Raw genomic sequence first — 16,497 nt, forward strand, 5'->3', positions numbered from 1 at the left:
TCGTGTCGTAAAGCACCTTCAAGCCCACGCCAAGGGCTCTGCAAAGCGGGTGTTTCTTGAGGCGTGTTGCAAGCGTGTTGCTGTTACTTGTTTCTTTATTCATTGAGGTATTCCTGTAATTGTTAGTGCTGCATGTGTCATCTTCCTTTGCGTCGTGGTTGGTCAACCATTCCCTGACGGCTTCTAGGGCAATGGAAAGCATTGGCGTGAGTAGTGCTACGACAGCCGTAATCACTGCAGGCGGGATTGTCAGTCCGGCTCCTACACTGCTTAGCGGTGCAGATTCTACCAGCTTTCAATGCCTTAGTCAATCGTAAGTTATTGTATATAAATAGAATTTCAATAAATTGACGCCACGAACAAGGGCCCCGAAGGGCCCTTGCCGAGACACGATCACCTCCTTTTCGCTGCTGACATTCGTTACCAACCGATGGCCCAGGCTGCGCCCACGGCAGTGTCCTGTCCGCTGCGGGAAACCCCGATAGAGAAAGCCGATGGGGATCCGCGTGGGGTGGTCACGTCCCGAGTGTAGCCAATGGAAATGGCGGCTTGGCCGCTGCAGCCACCGACACCCACGGCCAAGCGGTTGCGGTTCTCACCGTGGATCGCCGACGTCGAGGTGGCCATTTGGGCGTTGGCTTGGGCCATGGCGCACACACCGCTCACCCGCTTGTCGAGCTGGCGGAAACGGCGGTCCGTCAGGTTCCAGCGGTCGTCTTGCTCCCGCTGGTAATCCCACAATTGACCACCGTTGATCGCGTCCGTGGACCCTGGAGCGATCGCTCCTGCTGCCACTCCGGTTACCCGCTGGTTGCCGGCGTTGATCCCGGATCGGGTGACCGATGGGCCGCCCTGGACGGTGAAGCCGTCGCTGTTGTGGATGGCCTTGGCCACTTGGACCGAGCCCTGCTCGGACAGCTCAATGGTGTCTTTCAAGCCAACGGTTTGGGTGCCGTTCCCGTTGTCCGTGACCTCGATGTTGGCCCCGGCCACCGTGGTGCTGCTTCCGCCATCCTTGCCGTCTTTACCGTCCTGGCCTGCGGGACCTTGCGGGCCGGTCGGACCTTGCGGGCCGGTGGTGCCACCACCACCGCCAGGGTTCTGCTCCAGCTGGTGAACGCGCCCGTCGAGATCGTAGATAGCGCCGGCCACGGTGGTGTGGTTGTTTCCGCTGCTCAGCTGGTAGTTCGGCGCCACGATCACGCCGTTTACTACGGTAGCGCCAGCGCCCAGGGCTTCCACGGCGGTGCGCAGTTGGCTGACGACCACGGCGTCGTCGTCAGCTTTGCCCAAGGCAACCTGGGTCAAACGACGGTTGCCGAACGCTGCGGTCTCTTCTTCATCGCAGGTGGTGTTGGCGCCCACGGCCACGCATCCCCATGCGTTGGCCGCGGCACGAGGCCCCAATGCCACGCCTTCTGTGGCGTTGGCCGTGGCAGACGCGCCGAAGGCTGCAGAGTAGGGCGCAAACGCCTGGGCCCACGGGCCCACGGCGGTGCCGGCCTCGCCGGCAGCGCCAGCGCCGTAACCGTAGGAAACCGCGAAGTCGGCGGTGGCGTTGGCACCGGGCCCGACGGCGGATGCGCCTTCGCCCTCGGTCTGGGATGCGGCGCCCAGCGCCAGGTTGTTAACGCCTTGCGCAGTCGCACCGCTGCCGAAAGCCGCTCCACCGTTTCCATTGGCTTTTGCGGACGGCCCTACAGCGGTCCCACTGGCTCCAGGCGCACGGGCATTAGAGCCGATGGCCACACTGGTGATTCCGCTGGCCAAGCTGTGCCCTCCAATGGCTACCGCAAAGTCGCCGGTGGCTTGCGCTTGAGGGCCGACGGCGACGGCGTAAACCGCGAATGCCTGTGCGCGAGAGCCAATGGCGAGCGCATGTGGGCCCTGCGCTTCGCTCAAGAATCCCAGAGCGGTTGTGCTGCACCCGCGGGCGGTGGCGCGATTGCCCACCGCGGTGGCCCCCAGGCACTCGCCCGGAACGCCGTTTTCATTCACCTCCACCCCGCCATCGGCGAGGGCGTCTGCCCCGATGGTCGTGGCCCCTATCGTCAACGATTGAGCGCGGTCGCCCACCGCGGTGGTATCGGGTTTGGTGGCAACGGCGCCGTTGCCCACTTGAACCTGGGCCTGCGCCGTGCCTGCAAAGAGGCCCGCCAGCAAAGCGCAGTGGATGAGGGAGCGTTTCATGGGATGGCCTCCTGGGATATGAAATGAGTGATCGTGTGCACTCACGAATAGATCAGATCCTGGAATGCGCAAGCCCCCCCTAACGAAACTTCCCGGCACAACGGTAGGAGGAGCCGTTGCGCCGGGAAGCGGTGGGGCCGACTTTTCCCCACCCCTCTTCTTCTACGTCAGGGAAAAGATTCCGCAAGCCCCCCCTTGCGCATTCTCGATTCTCCGCTTGCATGAGTGCATCGCTCATGTGAGTAAGGAGGCCTACTCATGTTTCAACGCTTGTTGCTCGCGCTTGCATTGGCCAGCGCCCCCATCCTGGTCCACGCTCACGTGCCAGCCACCGATTCCGTTGAGGTCCACGGGAAGAAGCCAGGGTTTTTCAAACGCCTGTTCCACCGTCACAAGGACGCCCCGCAGTGGGACGGTGTCCACCCTGAGCTTCGCTCAACGCTGGAACGCATCGCCTTGCAGATGAAGGACGAGGGCTACGACCTGCGGCTGATGGAGGGCTACCGTTCTGAACAGCGCCAGGCCGCGCTGCTCGCCAGCCAAAAGGGCGTGACCCAGGTGGGGCCAGGCAGCAGTTGCCACAACCACGGTTGGGCCGCAGACATGGTCATCTACAAGCGCGGCCGCCCGTCTTGGGACCTGACGGACGAGCAGGTGCGGCAGGGCTACCAACGCTTCGGTGAGCTGGCCCAGCAGGCGGGATTGAGGTGGGGTGGGGCTTGGAAGAGCTTCAAGGACATGCCCCACGTCGAGATGCGCAGCGAGTGCCTGGTAGCCATTCGTGGCGGATCTGCCCCCCGACGATCAATGCAAACAGTGATTGCCAAGGCGGAGTCAGTGTCTGACCTACCGAGAGCACCTCGGTGGGCCTGGAGCGTCGATTCCGAGTTGGCGCCGGACTGGGCGTGCGAGTCCGTGCTTTGCAGTGCGTCTTGGGCGACGGTGAGCCGGCCATGGAGCTATGGGGCAAGGCCGCCGTTGAAAGGACTCCGTCCAGAACCGTTTGCTGAGGCGTCCTGTCCCATGGCCCCAATTGCCCTGAGACATACATGAGGAAGCGGTCCACCGGATTGCTTCCCTTTTCGGCGGAGAGTGGGGGTAAGCGGGTCATCTGCCCTGATCGCGCAGGTTCGGAGGGGATCGAGATTGACGCTCCCAAGGGCTGCAAAAACGGCTGGATCCGTTGCACCGCAAGGGGTATGCTCGTGGCGGGCACATTCCAGGGCACCTCCCAGATGGGTGAAACCCAAGCCGCCCAAGGGGTGAGGGCACTTCTCAAGGAAGTCCCACTCTCTCCGCCAGGATTCCACAAGGCCCCTGGCGACAGGGGCCTTCTTGTTTTCTCAAGCTTCTCTACCCGCGACGCCCATCCTTCGGCTTGTTGTGGCACAACGGATAGCTGGAGCACGACCGGAAGGCCCCATGCGGCCCATTGCGGTCCACGAACACGCCAACCTTGCACGCTGGGCAGCGCTCTTCCGAAATGGCCGCACCTGAAATCGCGGTCACTTCCACTGCTCCGTCCTTCACCAGCTCATCCAGGAATGGCGAGTGCTTGCCCTGCAGGGTGAACATCGCAACCGACCGCCGCGCACGCGTGAGCGCGACATAGAACAACCGTCGTTCTTCGCTCAATGGGTAGGTATCGCCGTCCGGCATCGCCAGCGAAAGCACCGGGTCATCCGCACGCAGGCTCGGGAAGCTGCGGTTGATCATGCCCGGCAGGATCACGTAGTCCGCCTCGCGCCCCTTCGATCGATGTGCGGTCAGGAACTCGACGTCCATCGTGCTGCCAAAGGCCGTCTTCCAATCCGAAGGCATCGCACCGCGATCCGCGCGATACCGCCCCAGAACAAAGACCGTGACGCGTCCATTGCGGCCCTGCGCCACCGCGCCTGACAACAGTTGCTGGTGCAGCTTCGAAAGGTACTGGCGAACGCCATCCTGCACCTCCTCACGCCGGTTCATCTGGAACGCCTGCAGCACCGGGCCGACTGCCGGCGCAGCAGAGCGGACCTTCTTGGCCATCTGCGCGGGGTTGCGGCTGATGAAGCGGCTGGAAACATCACACAGTGCCTGCGGGCAGCGGAACGTCTGCTCCAGTTTCAGCACCTGGCCATGCCCCATCCACTCGCGGAAACCGGTCATCACCGAAACGTCGGCGCCAGCGAAGCGATTGATCGACTGCCAGTCATCGCCCACCGCAAACAGATAGCGGCCCGGTTGGCTGACCAGCGCACGGCAGAGGCGCGCACGGGCGCGCGAAGCGTCCTGGAATTCGTCGGCCATCACCAGTTCGTAGGGTGATTCATAGTGGCCCTGTTCCAGCAGCCCGGCGGCCATGTTGAGCATGTCTTCGAAATCAATGCTGCGCTCGTCAGCCAGTGCATCGTCCCAGGCCTGGAAAACCGGCCCGGCGATCTCCAGGAAGCGCCGGTAGCGTTCCTTGAACTGATCCTCAGGCATCTGCCGCAGGCGCGCTGCCATATCCTCCAGCGTCAGGCAGTTGCTCTTGGCGTGCGCAATGAAGGTCCGCATCAAGCCGATCAGGTCGGCATCGGGCATCGGCCTGGCACCCTGGTCAGGCAGCTCGCGATCCGGGTTCGGGTCGAGTTCGACACCAGACGCACCCAGCCGCTCGGTCAGATCCTGCAGGGCCTGTCCACTGCGCAGGCCAAATGACGTCGTCTCGACCAGGGCGGAGCCGCGCGCCACATGCTGCTGGCGCTTCCAGTGCATCCCTTCGCTGTAATCGGCAAAGTGCGGCGGCGGCTGGCCATGGGCATCCAGCGCGAAGTGCTCGTGATACAGCCGGGCGTCCGGGTAGTAGAAGTCCGGACGATACTGGCGGTGGGTGTCTGTCGCGGTATCGAACTCGTAGCGCCGCTCGTAGTCATACGCCACGCCGTTGTAGAACAGCCAGTTGGCGATCACGCACTCTTCCAGGCTCTTTACCCGCTCGCCCTGCAGTGTGCGGATGTAGGGCGTGCCATCGCGGTCGTAGCCATCGGCCTCCATTTCCGCGCCGAATGGCGGCAGGTCGCGCCCGAATACCAGGCGGAACATGTCCCACTGGGTGCGGAAGTGGATCGAGCGATCCTTCAGGTCGTCCACCAGGTCGGCCAGCTTGTTGAAGCCCAGCGCCGCGTCGACCGCCCATTCCGGGATATCCGGCTTGCGCCCCGTGGCCTTGGCGATGATGGACAGGCCCAGGGCGTGAAAGGTCCGGGCCTCCACTACGGTGTCGCCCATGCCGAGCCGGCTGAAGCATCGCTGTGCGCGCTCCTGCAGCTCCTGGGCGGCATCCTTGTTGAAGGCGAGCATCAGGATCCGTTCGGGTTCGACAAAGCCGCGATCAATGGCATACGCGGCCTTGGCGACCATCGTGGAGGTCTTCCCGGAGCCGGCCGCGGCCACGACCTGCACGCGGTTGTCGAAGCAGATGACGGCGCGAGCCTGCTCCTCGGTCAGCGGCCTGCTCTCGACCCGGTCCAGGATGGGCTTGGCCAGACCCAGTTCGCGGGTCGCCATTGCCTCATTGGCGTCCGCCCACACGGCGGGCCAATCCAGCTGCCAGTCGTGCAGTGCGTCCAGCGCCATGCGGTGGCCGGGCGCGTGCAGGTCGTCGTGCACCTCCTCGTCGAGGAACAGCTGCTCGAGCTCGGCTGGCGGGAGGGGCAGGGTGGGGCGGTCGGCCAGCAGCGCCTGCTGCTGTTCGTGCGTGATCCAGCGGCGGCCGGTGGCGCCTCGGTCGGTAAGCGCATCTGCCTCGGCCAGCCACGCCTGGATCTGCGCCAGAACGCGCTCAAACAGTGCCTTGCGCCCCCGCTTGGAGCGCGCGAAAAGCACGTGCTGCACGGCAGCGGCAAGCCGGGAGCCCTGGCTGTTGGGCAGCCCATCCACGGACAGTGCTTCACCGCGCTCGGTCGTCAGTTCGACCCTGGACCAGAGCACGCCGCGAACGACCCGCACGCTGTGTTCGTTCGCTACATGCTGGCGGTACTGCCTGCCGTCGATCAAAAGCGCGACCTGTTCGCCATCCAGCCGCAACTGCCAGTCCGGCGAGCGGGTCACACGCTGGCCCCAGCCCGAGGGGCGCCATTCCATAGACATCCAGATACTGCCTTGCGTACGTCACCGGGCGTAAAGCGCCCTTGCCGACCCATGATAAGGCGGCTTGGCATGGCACGCTGCGTTTCCGGTCACTCGCACACGCGAGCCAGCGATGGCATTGCACCCTCGCCAGCGCGACAGGCGTCAGGCGTTCACATCCACGACGATGCGGCCGCGCACCTTGCCGGGGATGATCTGCTCATAGACATCCAGCACCTCTGCCAGGCCGATCTGCTGCACGGTGCTTTCCAGCTTCCGCGGATCCAGGTCGGTCGCGAGCCGATCCCAGGCGCGCTGGCGAACCTCTTGTGGCGCATTCACCGAATCGATGCCGGCAAGGGTCACATTGCGCAGGATGAAGGGCAGCACCGAGCCGTGCAGCGCATCGCTCTGGGCCAGGCCACAGGCGGCCACGGCACCGCGGTACTTCGTTTCGGCGATGGCATTGACCAGCGTCGTGCCGCCGGCCACATCCACCACGCCGGCCCAGCGCTCGGCACTCACCGGCCGCTTGCGCGGCTCCGAAAGCTGCGCACGATCGATGATCTCGGCCGCACCCAGGTTGTGCAGATAGTCGGCGTGCTCCGGTCGCCCGGTGGCGGCCACCACGCGGTAGCCCAGCTTCGAGAGGATCGCCACCGCGATCGAGCCGACGCCGCCGTTGGCGCCGGTGACCAGCACATCGCCCTGTGCAGGCGCCACCCCGGCATGTTCCAGGGCCAGCACGCACAGCATCGCGGTGTAGCCAGCGGTGCCGATGGCCATGGCGTCGCGGGTTGTCAGGTTGTCGGGAATCCGGTTGAGCCACTCGCCCCGCACGCGCGCGCGCTGGGCCAGGCCGCCGTGGTGGCCCATGCTCAGGTCCCAGCCATTGAGCACGACGCGATCGCCGGGCTTGAAGTTGGCCCTGCTGGATTCCAGCACTACGCCTGCCAGATCGATGCCTGGAATGAGCGGGAACGTCCGGATGACCGGACTCTTGCCGGTGAGCGCCAGCGCATCCTTGTAGTTGAGCGTGGAGTACTCGACCTGTACCAGGACGTCGCCTTCCATCAGGTTGGCCTCGTCGAAATCGACCAGTTCGGTCGAAAGCTGGTTGTTCGTCTTGCGGGTCAGCAGTGCTTTGAACGTCATGGATGGCCTCACATTCATGGGATGGGGCCATGCTAGGCTCGCGCCTCTATCGCAACAAGAACGACGATTTTTCGTAGGTACTATGGTTTTCCGGAGTATGCATGCGTAGCAAACGGTGGGATGGCAAGAGTGGTTGCGCGGTGGAAGTCACGCTGTCGGTCATCGGTGGCGTGTGGAAGCCGATCATTCTGTTTCACCTGATGACCGGCAAGCGGCGTTTCATGGAATTGACGCGACGGGTGCCCAATGCCACCCAGTCCATGCTCACCAGCCAGCTGCGTGAACTGGAAGCCGATGGCGTGGTGATCCGCCACGTGTACCCGGAAGTGCCGCCGAAAGTGGAATACGAGCTGTCCGAGTTCGGGCGCACGCTGGTGCCGGTGCTGCTGGCCATGCGCGAGTGGGGAGAAACCTATCGCGGCCATGGAAGCACGGAAGGCGATTGCCAAGGTTGAAGACACTTCCGGTTCCACTGCGGCGGCGCATTCCGGCCGGATGCGCTCGCGCTTACACGCAATACGGATGGGTTGAATGACACCACCCGTAGCGGCTGGAGCGATGCCCCTGGCAGGAGGGGCATCACGGGTACTACGGAGCAGCTTTCGGTTGACGCGGATCGGCAATGATCCGCGAGGGGGATCCATACAGCACCAAGACCCGCGTGCCGGTGCTGAACACCGGGTCCGGGCCCTGCACAACGGTCATCAGATTGCCGTTCTCCGTCTGCACCACGTACTCCAGGCCCTTGGCCTGGGAGAGTGCGCGTTCAGAGGCCGCACCGGCAATCGCGCCTGCCACCAGGCCGCCAATGGCACCGATGGCCGCTGCCTGGTCGCTGCCGCCGATGGTGGAGCCGGCCACCCCGCCAGCCGCAGCGCCGGCAACGGCTCCGCCTCCCTGCGAACCGTCGATACTGACCGCGCGAACGCTGATGACAGTACCGCCCACCGTGCGGTTGACCTGTCCCACCGAGCCGATGGAGTAACTGTCGGTGCGCACGTTGGGTGCGCAGGCCGTCAGCATTGCCGCCACCGAAGCGGTCAGCAACGGGCGTCTCACGGTGCTTCCTGCTTGTTGGGGAACATCGGCTTGGTGATGTCCACGGTCTCCAGCGCCTGCAGGAACTGGGCGATGTTGTTCTGCGCCGAGCGGCTGATGGATTCGCGAGCGCGAATGACACCGGCGAATGCATAGTTGAACGGCACCTCGCCGGAAGCGCTGACGTCCTGGGTGTAGACGATGCTGCCGGTGGCACGATCGATCAGCTCATAACGGGCGATCGTCTTTGTGGTCATCGATGCCCCGAAAGTGGGAATGTCAATGGCCAGGATCTTCACCGACAGGCTCAGCTTCACCGGCGCATCGTCGCGGAACACCGCCATCTTGTTCAGTGCTTCGGTCAGCGCGTTCTGCCACATCTGCGGCACTTCGTGCTGGGCCTGCGCCGGGATCTTGCCTTTGGCCTCGTCCGGGCGTGCCAGTGTGACCGTCAGCGACTTCAGCTCACCGTCGATCTTCTTGCTGCTGACCCCGACGTTCGGCACCGAGAAATTGAGCGGCGGATTGGTGGTGCAGCCCACCAGCGACACAGCGAGGATCGCTGCGAACAGAAACTTCTTCATCCATTTTCCCCTGTGGTTACGCTGAAACATCCATGGTGTGTCTCGTGCTCGTCCGCAACGTCCGTGCTGCACCGCGTGCTTTGCCGCCGGCGACCTGCTGGTGTGGCTGAACGCGCGAAAGCATACCTGAATCGGGGGCGCATGCGCGGCCCGCCCCGCGGCTCGCCTGAATTCCCAAAAGGGGACCGGATCAATGGCTCAGAAGCGGTAGGCCGCCTGCACATACACCCGTCGCGGCTCGCCCGGGAAATGCCCGTTGCGCTCGATGAAGCCGCTGGCCGCGTACACCTTGTCGAACAGGTTCTTGACGTTGGCCTGGAACTGCCACTGCTTCCACGTGGTCTTCCAGCTCATGTCGAACGCCGTGTAAGCCTTGACCGTCTGCCCATCCAGGCTGACACGCTGGCCCACATGGTCGGCGCCGAAGCCAATGGCCGAATTGATCGACGGCAGGTCGTAGCGCGTCCACAGGCCGAGCTTGTTGCGTGGCGCATTCGCGAAGCGGTCTCCGGAGGCATTGGTGATGCCGTTCGGGCCGGCATCCTTCACCCGTGCGTCGTTGTAGGCGTAGGTCAGGTTCACCACCCAGCGCTCGGTCACGTCGGCCAGCAGGTCCAGTTCCATGCCCGTGCTGCGTACCAGGCCCAGCGCGGCCAGCTGGTTCACGCCGTCCCGCACTTCGCCGCTGGCCTGCACGATCTTGCTGCGGTCGATGCGGTAGGCCGCCATGTTCAGGGTCACACGGTCGGCCAGCAGGGATTTCAGGCCGATTTCCCATTGCCTGCTGCGCTCAGCGTCGAAGGGCCCACCGGCTGCCGGATTCTGGTTGGCGGCACTCTGCGGCACGAAGCCGCTGGCGATGTTGGCATACAGGTTCACGCCGTCCCGGACGGTAAAGGTACTGCCCAGCCGCCAGCTGAGGTCGTTGCCATCCACGCTGCCGCCAGTGATGCGATCGTCGTCCTGGAAACCATCCCAACGCAGTCCGGCCAGCACATGCCAGCGCGTACCCAGTGCCAGCTCATCCTGCAGATAGCCACCGTAACGCTTGCTGCGGGTGGCGGTGCTGCGCCAGGGCAGGGCGGCCAGGTTGTAGTCGTGCCAGGTGCTGGCGCCATAGACCGGGTTGAACAGATCGATGCCGCGCACCGGACCGGCGCCGCGTACCAGGTCGGCACTGTTGGCGGTCTGCGCGGTGAAGTCGGCGTCGAGCTGGTAGACGTCGGCGCCGAACAGCACCTTGTGTTCGATACGGCCGGTGTTGATCCGCCATACGACATTGCCGCTGGCGGTGAACGCCTCGTTGTCGCGGATCTGGTTGCGCAGCTGGCGCGTCATCCACTCGGCCACGCCATCGCGGTCACGGTCGATCAGCCCCATCGGTTCGTGGTACATCTGGTGCTCGTTGTTGCTGAACCAGCGCGCAGCAATATCCACGTCCAGCGTATCGAGCGGTGCGAAGCGATACTGCGCCAGCGCCACCCTGGCGCGCATGTCGAGGAAATCACTGGCCTCGTTGTGGTTCCATCGCCGGTCGGTCAGGAAGGTGCCGGCATCGTTCACTGGGACGCCCCGGAGCCGGTTGCCGCCCAGGTTCTGGGTGATGTCGGTGAACTGCAGCACCAGTTCGCCGGTCTGGCCGACATCGAAAGCCAGCGATGCATCGCCGATCACGCTTTCGCTGTCGGCATTCCAGCGCACGCCCTGCTCGGTGTCGGCATACAGGCCGGCGCGATAGCGGATGCTGCCGTTGGCATTCAACGGGCCGGTGCCTTCGATCGATCCGGCGCGGAAGTCCTTGTCGCCTGCCTGCAGTTCGATCCGGCGTTCGGCGGTAGCCCTGGGCTTGCGCGTCACGTAGTTGATGACACCGCCCGCATCACCACCGCCGTACAGCGCACCGGCCGGACCCTTCAGCACTTCCACGCGTTCGATGTTGAACAGTTGCGGCACCGAGAAGCCTGCATAGGGATCGCCGCGCAGACCGTCGTAGAGCACGTTTTCCTGGCGGAAACCGCGCAAGGTAACGCCGGCATAGCTGAAGAAGCTGATGCCGCTGATGCTGCGATACAGGTCGGTGACCTGACGCGCGGCCTGGTCGTCGATCAGCTCGCGCGGCACGACCTGGATCGACTGAGGGACCAGTTCCAGAGGCGTGTCAGTGCGGGTGCCGACAGCGGCATCGTTGGCGCGGTAAAGCGTCTGCGCGCGGCCGCGGACTTCGACCTTGTCCAGATCCTTCGGGGCGTCGGCTGGGGCTTGGGAGGCCAATGCAGGCGTCGCCAGGGAAAGGGACAGCGCCGCGCAGAGCGCGTTCTTCAGAAGGGCGGGAGGGGGCATGAGGGAGTCAGGATGGGCTGCAAATGAGAAAGATTAGCATTTGCAAAGGTTCGTGGCCCATCCCCCCTGGTACCCTGTGGACGCAGGCTCGGGTGGGTGTACGGTGTGCCCGGCAAAGCCACCCGCACACCGGTGCGGCCCCCCACGTGCCATCAGCGGTGCGAGGTCGGCGGCAAAGCGTCCGCGCCGGAGTCCTCACTGGGACGCGGATTCGGTTCGCTTCAGCAACGCGCCCGCTAGGGCGATGCCACCACGGCCTGCGCGCGGCGCGCGGCCTCGGTCATTACCGAGGCCAGCTGCTTCAACGAGTAAGGCTTGCGCAGCAGGGTAAAGCCGTGGCCCGGATCCCGGGCAAGCAACTCGCTGTAGCCGCTGGTGAGGATGACGGGGAGCTCTGGCAGGCGGTCGCGGATGGTGCGGGCCAGATCCAGGCCGTTCATGCCCGGCATCACGACGTCGCTGAACACCACGTGGAAGCGCGAGGCATCCCGTTCCAGCTCCGCCAAGGCCTCGTCTGCATTGCGCGCAAGCATCACGCTGTAATCGAGCTCGCGCAGGGCGCCAACCGCAAATTCGGCCACGTCGACGTTGTCTTCCACCACGAGCACGCAGACGCCGTGGCCATGCTGCAGCCCCGATTGCGCCGCCGGCCGTTCCGTCGTTTCTCCTGCCTGCGCCAGCGGCAGGTACAGCGTAAAGCGGCTACCGGCGCCCGCCTGGCTCTGCACGTCCACCTCGCCTTCGGACTGCTTGACGAAACCGAACACCTGGCTGAGACCGAGCCCGGTCCCGGCACCAACGCTCTTGGTGGTGAAGAAGGGCTCGAAGATGCGGTCGACCACTGCAGGGTCGATGCCTGCGCCGGTATCGGTGACACTGATGGCAGCAAAGTCGCCCTTCATCGGGGCGGCGAAGCGCACCGAAGGCACCGCAGTGACCTGTTCCACTTCGATGGTCACCCTGCCGTGCCCGTCGATCGCATCGCGGGCGTTGACCGCGATGTTGATCAATGCGGTGTCGAGTTGGGTCCGGTCCAGCAGCACCGGCAACGGCGTACTGGGCAACGACAACGATACCTGGATGCGCGCGCCCAGAACCGTGGTGATGATATCCGAGAGCGCGTGCACGCTCTCGCAGAGATCGAAGACCTCCGGCGACAGGCTCTGGCGACGCGAGAAGGCCAGCAGCTGCGCGGTCAGCTTGGTGGCGCGGTCCGATGCTGTTGCAATGGCCTGGATGTACCGGCGCCGGGAGTCGTCTGCCGGCCACGTATGCAGGAGCATGTCCACCGAACCGGTGATGACCTGCAGCAGGTTGTTGAAGTCGTGGGCCACCCCGCCGGTGAGCTGGCCGATCGCTTCCAGCTTCTGCGATTGCCGCAGCTGCTCGCGGGCGCGGACCAGTTCCAGGTGGGCCTCCCGCGCCTGCTCGGTGATCGCCGCGACCTGGCGGCTGTGCAGGTCGCGCTCGATCACCCGTTCGGTCTGCTCGCTCACCACGCACAGGATGCCCGCCACACTGCCGCAGCCGACGCGCAGCGGCGAATAGGAGAACGTCCAGAATGTTTCGCGCAGCGTGCCGTCGCGGTCCATCATCAGGGGCAGGTTCTTGAAGCTGCGGCTGGTGCCGGCAAAGGCATCGTTGACCGCCTGCACCACATCCGGCCATACGTCGGTCCAGACATCCTCCAGGCGATTGCCCATCGCGCCGTGCAGCTTTTCCCCCAGCATCGGCAGGTAGGCATCATTGAAGAAGAAGGCCTTGTCTTCCTTGCCCCAGGCGAGCCAGAGGGGTTCGGGCGAATCAAGGATCATCGCCAGCAACATGCGGAGCTCGGCCGGTGCGCTCGCGGCAGTGGCCGAACGCGCCCAGTCACTGTCCTGCAGCAGTCGGTAGGCAAGCTGCTCAGGCGCCGAGACGGGCAGGGGAAAAGGATGCATGGCCGCCATTGGCGCAGGAAGGTGGCGCAGCATAGCCGAGTGGATGTCATGGCGCCCTGCACATCACCGGTATGAAGGGCATCACCACTTCGGTTGACGGGGCAGCGTTGCACCTCTGTCCTGCAGGTTGCCGCGATCGGGACCGCCGCGCGCTGCTCACTACGCCCGCGGACTCTGCCCCTGGCGGAAGGTCGCGAAGGCGGCCTGATCGCCGCGTCTAGTCCTCACGTGCGGTCCGCGCGGCGAGGGCGTCGCGGCCGGCGTCGGTGAGATCGATATCCCCGTCTTCCGCCTGTACCGCCAAACCCGCGTTGACTGCCCACGTCGCCGCGTCGCCGCGCACCGGTTGCGCAGCGGCGATTGCCTCCAGGATCTCCCGCTGTTGCGCCGTCATGCCCATGAGCCGGCCCTCAGATGCCCAGCAACGAGGTCGGTTGCCAATCCGACAGCCTGGCGTGGCTGACCGGTTGGTGGCAGCCGCACTCGTCGCAGCGGAACAGTGCTCCACCCGGAAGGTGAACCAGATTGTCTTCGCTGGCCGAACTGGTCGAGGAGCAATGCCGGCAGGTAACAGTGAGCGCAGTGATGCGCTGCACGCCGCCGGACAGATCGAACACGGCCTCGAATGCGCGAATGACAGGATGAGCAGTGTCCGGCATCTGGATCTCGACAGGGCAGGGAGGTTGGGAGATCGCATCGTCGCGCGTTGGCCGTGATGGCGCAGTCAGCCAGATGCATGGACACGATCAAGATAGGCGCGGCAATGGGGAGGGGTTCCTTTTCAGGGATCCTTTCCAATCAGGTCCCACGGCTTGTCACAGCCGTCGCGCTCGCTTGATCACACTCCACGCCCTTGTTGAAGCGGGTCCCGCAGGACAATGAAGGCGACAGAAGAAGTCCCGCCCTGCCGGCTCAGGCGATGCAGATCATCAGTACCGTGCACAGCACCAGCATCAGCACGAACACACGCCGGCTCAGCGCCAGGCACGCCAGATAGGCGGCCAGCGCCCATGCAGCCAGCAGCGCGCAGGCCACCAGCCACAGCCCGATGGCCATCACCGATCCGGCCGCCAATGCAGATAACGCGATGGCCTTGAACAGCGCTACGCCGAGCACACTGCCCAGCATGCCGGCCTGCAAGGCAATGGCATCGTGGTGGGCAGGAACGCGGTGGTGGCGCATTGCGGGTCCGGTGCAGGCCGAGGGGCGTCGGCTGCACTTTGCCCAAAGGCACATCCACGAAATGTGTTCATTGCACCCGAAGCGCGTGGTCGAGCATCCTTGGTGGAACACCCCTCGGCAGATTGCAGGTGCTGCCGGTACGAAGCGCCGTGCTGGTCAAGGCGCTGGCATCCACTTGCCTGTGAATGCCGGTTCTTCAGTGGCTGCCGGCGACGGCGGCCTTACGCTTCCTGTCCAGTGACACCGCCACGCACCACAGCAGCAGGCCGCCAATGGCAGTGGCCGCACCGACATAGCCGGTGCTGGCCGGGCTGAAGCCGGCGCTGATCGCCATGCCGCCCAGCCAGGGGCCGAGCGCATTGGCGGTATTGAACGCGGCGTGGTTGGAGGCGGCCGCCAGCGTCTGTGCTTCACCGGCCACGTCCATCAGGCGGGTCTGCAGCACTGCCGCCAGCGCGCCCATGGTGCCGACGGTGATGATCATCGGGCCGATCGTCCACACGGACTGCGCGGCCTGCGGATACAGCAGCAGCATCAGGATCGACCACAGCAGGACCACGGCGGCGGCCTTGAAGTGGAACCTGTCCACCAGCCAGCCACCGGCGATGTTGCCGATGATCGCGCCGATGCCGAACACGCCCACCGCCAGCGGCATCCACGATTCGGCCACGCCGGTGACCTGCACCAGGGTCGGAGCCAGGTAAGTGAACACGCAGAACATGCCAGCGAAGCCGACTGCGCCGATCGCCAACGCCAGCCACACCTGGGACGTGTTGAAGGCGCGCAGTTCGCGCATCGGCGAGGTGCGCACCTCGTCCGGATCCGGCAGCAGGAAGCGGGCGATCATCGCCACGGTGGCGATGGCCAGCACGCTGACCAGGGCAAAGGCGGTGCGCCAGCTCAGCTGCTGGCCCAGCCAGGTGGTCAGCGGGTTGCCGACCAGGATTGCGATCGACAGGCCCAGCAGCACCCGCGACATCGCCTGGCCGCGCTGGCCGGCAGGGCTGATCGCCGCGGCCACCAGCATCGCAACGCCGAAGTAGGCGCCATGCGGGAGGCCGGCGACGAAGCGTGCCGCCAGCATGGTGCCGTAATTGGGTGCCAGCGCGCTGGCGAGGTTGCCCACCGCGTAGAAGCCCATCAGCGCCAACAAGAGCTTGCGGCGCGGGAAGCTGGCACCCACGAAGGCGAGGATCGGCGCACCGACGACAACGCCGATGGCATAGGCGCTGATCAGGTGACCGACCTGCGTTTCGGAGATCGACAAGCCGCGACTGATCTCCAGCATCAGGCCCATGCTGGCGAACTCGCTGGTCCCGATGGCGAAGCCACCCAGAGACAGGGCGAGGATGATCAGGGTGCGCTGACGGGGCGTCAGCCGCGCAGCCAGGGAAGAAGTGGGGCTCATGCGGGGGGCGCGACGGGGCGGGGGAGCCCCCCATTGTACTGCTGCACCGCAACAAGGGCAGCCGCGCTCAGGTAAATCAGCGTTCGATCAGTGACACGCCGCCCCCCCGCTGTCCGTGCGGCCTGGTCAGATGCCCAGCGCTGCCCGGGCGTGCGCGTACTTGCCGCGCAGGCGCCCGGCCGTCGCCGCGTCGAGCATCGCCAGGCGCTGCGGATCGGCGTTGTCATCCAGATCGGCCCGCTTCACCTTCAGTGCCAGCGGTGGGCGGCAATGCGCGCGTAGTAGCTGTCCGCGTCGGGGGCCGCGGCGCGCTTGAGCAGGTGCACCGCCTCGCGCAGCGGGGCGGGGAATGCCTCGATGCGTGCGGCAAACGCCGGGCAGTCCTCGGCGACATCATGCAGCCACGCCACCACTTCGGCGTCATCGTCGCCGCGCACCGCAGCCGCCACCCGTGCCACATGACCGATGTAAGGCTGGCCGGCCTTGTCCATCTGGCCGGCGTGCGCCTCGGTGGCCAGGGTGCGGGCAAGTGCTACCCAGTCCATATCGGTCTCCTTGGATATCGGCG

The 16,497-nt window shown here is 65.2% G+C and carries 14 protein-coding genes; 2 read left to right on the forward strand and 12 right to left on the reverse strand.

Going from position 1 to position 16,497, the window contains the following annotated elements:
• Positions 1 to 420 precede the first annotated feature (420 nt).
• Positions 421 to 2,190 carry an adhesin gene (locus N5C25_RS02870; RefSeq protein ID WP_279936373.1) on the reverse strand — a complete coding sequence of 590 codons (1,770 nt, stop codon included), beginning with the start codon at positions 2,188 to 2,190 and terminating at the stop codon, positions 421 to 423.
• Between the two features lie 258 nt (positions 2,191 to 2,448).
• Here N5C25_RS02870 and N5C25_RS02875 point away from each other — a divergent pair, with 258 nt between their 5' ends.
• Positions 2,449 to 3,243 carry a M15 family metallopeptidase gene (locus tag N5C25_RS02875; RefSeq protein WP_071227571.1) on the forward strand — a complete coding sequence of 265 codons (795 nt, stop codon included), beginning with the start codon at positions 2,449 to 2,451 and terminating at the stop codon, positions 3,241 to 3,243.
• 300 nt (positions 3,244 to 3,543) lie between these two features.
• Here the strand turns inward: N5C25_RS02875 and N5C25_RS02880 are convergent, their stop codons facing one another.
• Positions 3,544 to 6,297, reverse strand: coding sequence for a UvrD-helicase domain-containing protein (locus tag N5C25_RS02880; protein WP_279936374.1), 2,754 nt, complete (start codon positions 6,295 to 6,297; stop codon positions 3,544 to 3,546).
• A 150-nt stretch (positions 6,298 to 6,447) separates the two neighbouring features.
• Entirely contained in the window at positions 6,448 to 7,437 is a 990-nt protein-coding gene (locus N5C25_RS02885) for an oxidoreductase (RefSeq protein ID WP_279936375.1), read from the reverse strand.
• Between the two features lie 101 nt (positions 7,438 to 7,538).
• Between N5C25_RS02885 and N5C25_RS02890 the strand changes: the two genes are divergently transcribed.
• Positions 7,539 to 7,892, forward strand: coding sequence for a winged helix-turn-helix transcriptional regulator (locus tag N5C25_RS02890; RefSeq protein WP_019660307.1), 354 nt, complete (start codon positions 7,539 to 7,541; stop codon positions 7,890 to 7,892).
• A gap of 133 nt (positions 7,893 to 8,025) precedes the next feature.
• Here the strand turns inward: N5C25_RS02890 and N5C25_RS02895 are convergent, their stop codons facing one another.
• From N5C25_RS02895 to N5C25_RS02935, 9 genes are all read right to left on the reverse strand, one after another.
• On the reverse strand, positions 8,026 to 8,496 hold the full coding sequence (locus N5C25_RS02895; protein ID WP_251101753.1) for a hypothetical protein: 471 nt from the start codon (positions 8,494 to 8,496) through the stop codon (positions 8,026 to 8,028).
• On the reverse strand, positions 8,493 to 9,059 hold the full coding sequence (locus tag N5C25_RS02900; RefSeq protein WP_251101754.1) for a UDP-N-acetylglucosamine acyltransferase: 567 nt from the start codon (positions 9,057 to 9,059) through the stop codon (positions 8,493 to 8,495). The genes N5C25_RS02895 and N5C25_RS02900 overlap by 4 nt, the downstream gene beginning before the upstream one ends.
• Before the next feature lie 198 nt (positions 9,060 to 9,257).
• Positions 9,258 to 11,399 (reverse strand): TonB-dependent receptor, encoded by a 2,142-nt coding sequence (locus tag N5C25_RS02905; RefSeq protein ID WP_279936376.1) that lies wholly within the window; start codon positions 11,397 to 11,399, stop codon positions 9,258 to 9,260.
• A gap of 236 nt (positions 11,400 to 11,635) precedes the next feature.
• On the reverse strand, positions 11,636 to 13,339 hold the full coding sequence (locus tag N5C25_RS02910; protein WP_058981443.1) for an ATP-binding protein: 1,704 nt from the start codon (positions 13,337 to 13,339) through the stop codon (positions 11,636 to 11,638).
• A 217-nt stretch (positions 13,340 to 13,556) separates the two neighbouring features.
• The gene (locus tag N5C25_RS02915; RefSeq protein WP_227852274.1) at positions 13,557 to 13,733 is read right to left on the reverse strand and encodes a hypothetical protein; all 177 of its coding nucleotides are present in this window, start codon (positions 13,731 to 13,733) and stop codon (positions 13,557 to 13,559) included.
• A 16-nt stretch (positions 13,734 to 13,749) separates the two neighbouring features.
• Complete coding sequence (locus N5C25_RS02920; RefSeq protein WP_019660301.1) at positions 13,750 to 13,998, reverse strand: hypothetical protein; 249 nt, start codon at positions 13,996 to 13,998, stop codon at positions 13,750 to 13,752.
• Between the two features lie 253 nt (positions 13,999 to 14,251).
• Positions 14,252 to 14,521: a hypothetical protein gene (locus N5C25_RS02925; RefSeq protein ID WP_019660300.1), complete on the reverse strand. Its 270-nt coding sequence runs from the start codon at positions 14,519 to 14,521 to the stop codon at positions 14,252 to 14,254.
• Between the two features lie 196 nt (positions 14,522 to 14,717).
• A complete protein-coding gene (locus tag N5C25_RS02930) occupies positions 14,718 to 15,929 on the reverse strand; it encodes an MFS transporter (protein WP_279936377.1) in 1,212 nt (403 codons plus the stop codon).
• Positions 15,930 to 16,177: 248 nt separating this feature from the next.
• On the reverse strand, positions 16,178 to 16,474 hold the full coding sequence (locus tag N5C25_RS02935) for a hypothetical protein (RefSeq protein ID WP_227844464.1): 297 nt from the start codon (positions 16,472 to 16,474) through the stop codon (positions 16,178 to 16,180).
• Positions 16,475 to 16,497: the final 23 nt, after the last annotated feature.

Source organism: Stenotrophomonas sp. GD03958 (assembly GCF_029839005.1).
In the GTDB taxonomy this organism is placed as follows: Bacteria; Pseudomonadota; Gammaproteobacteria; order Xanthomonadales; family Xanthomonadaceae; genus Stenotrophomonas; species Stenotrophomonas hibiscicola.

What these genes read in the sequence shown, in the direction of transcription:
- N5C25_RS02885 (WP_279936375.1), bottom strand. Translation starts at nt 7,437, where the DNA reads ATGACGTTCAAAGCACTGCTGACCCGCAAGACGAACAACCAGCTTTCG.
- N5C25_RS02905 (WP_279936376.1), bottom strand. Translation starts at nt 11,399, where the DNA reads ATGCCCCCTCCCGCCCTTCTGAAGAACGCGCTCTGCGCGGCGCTGTCC.
- N5C25_RS02930 (WP_279936377.1), bottom strand. Translation starts at nt 15,929, where the DNA reads ATGAGCCCCACTTCTTCCCTGGCTGCGCGGCTGACGCCCCGTCAGCGC.
- N5C25_RS02920 (WP_019660301.1), bottom strand. Translation starts at nt 13,998, where the DNA reads ATGCCGGACACTGCTCATCCTGTCATTCGCGCATTCGAGGCCGTGTTC.
- N5C25_RS02880 (WP_279936374.1), bottom strand. Translation starts at nt 6,297, where the DNA reads ATGGAATGGCGCCCCTCGGGCTGGGGCCAGCGTGTGACCCGCTCGCCG.
- N5C25_RS02870 (WP_279936373.1), bottom strand. Translation starts at nt 2,190, where the DNA reads ATGAAACGCTCCCTCATCCACTGCGCTTTGCTGGCGGGCCTCTTTGCA.
- N5C25_RS02900 (WP_251101754.1), bottom strand. Translation starts at nt 9,059, where the DNA reads ATGAAGAAGTTTCTGTTCGCAGCGATCCTCGCTGTGTCGCTGGTGGGC.
- N5C25_RS02935 (WP_227844464.1), bottom strand. Translation starts at nt 16,474, where the DNA reads ATGGACTGGGTAGCACTTGCCCGCACCCTGGCCACCGAGGCGCACGCC.
- N5C25_RS02910 (WP_058981443.1), bottom strand. Translation starts at nt 13,339, where the DNA reads ATGCATCCTTTTCCCCTGCCCGTCTCGGCGCCTGAGCAGCTTGCCTAC.
- N5C25_RS02925 (WP_019660300.1), bottom strand. Translation starts at nt 14,521, where the DNA reads ATGCGCCACCACCGCGTTCCTGCCCACCACGATGCCATTGCCTTGCAG.
- N5C25_RS02915 (WP_227852274.1), bottom strand. Translation starts at nt 13,733, where the DNA reads ATGACGGCGCAACAGCGGGAGATCCTGGAGGCAATCGCCGCTGCGCAA.
- N5C25_RS02875 (WP_071227571.1), top strand. Translation starts at nt 2,449, where the DNA reads ATGTTTCAACGCTTGTTGCTCGCGCTTGCATTGGCCAGCGCCCCCATC.
- N5C25_RS02890 (WP_019660307.1), top strand. Translation starts at nt 7,539, where the DNA reads ATGCGTAGCAAACGGTGGGATGGCAAGAGTGGTTGCGCGGTGGAAGTC.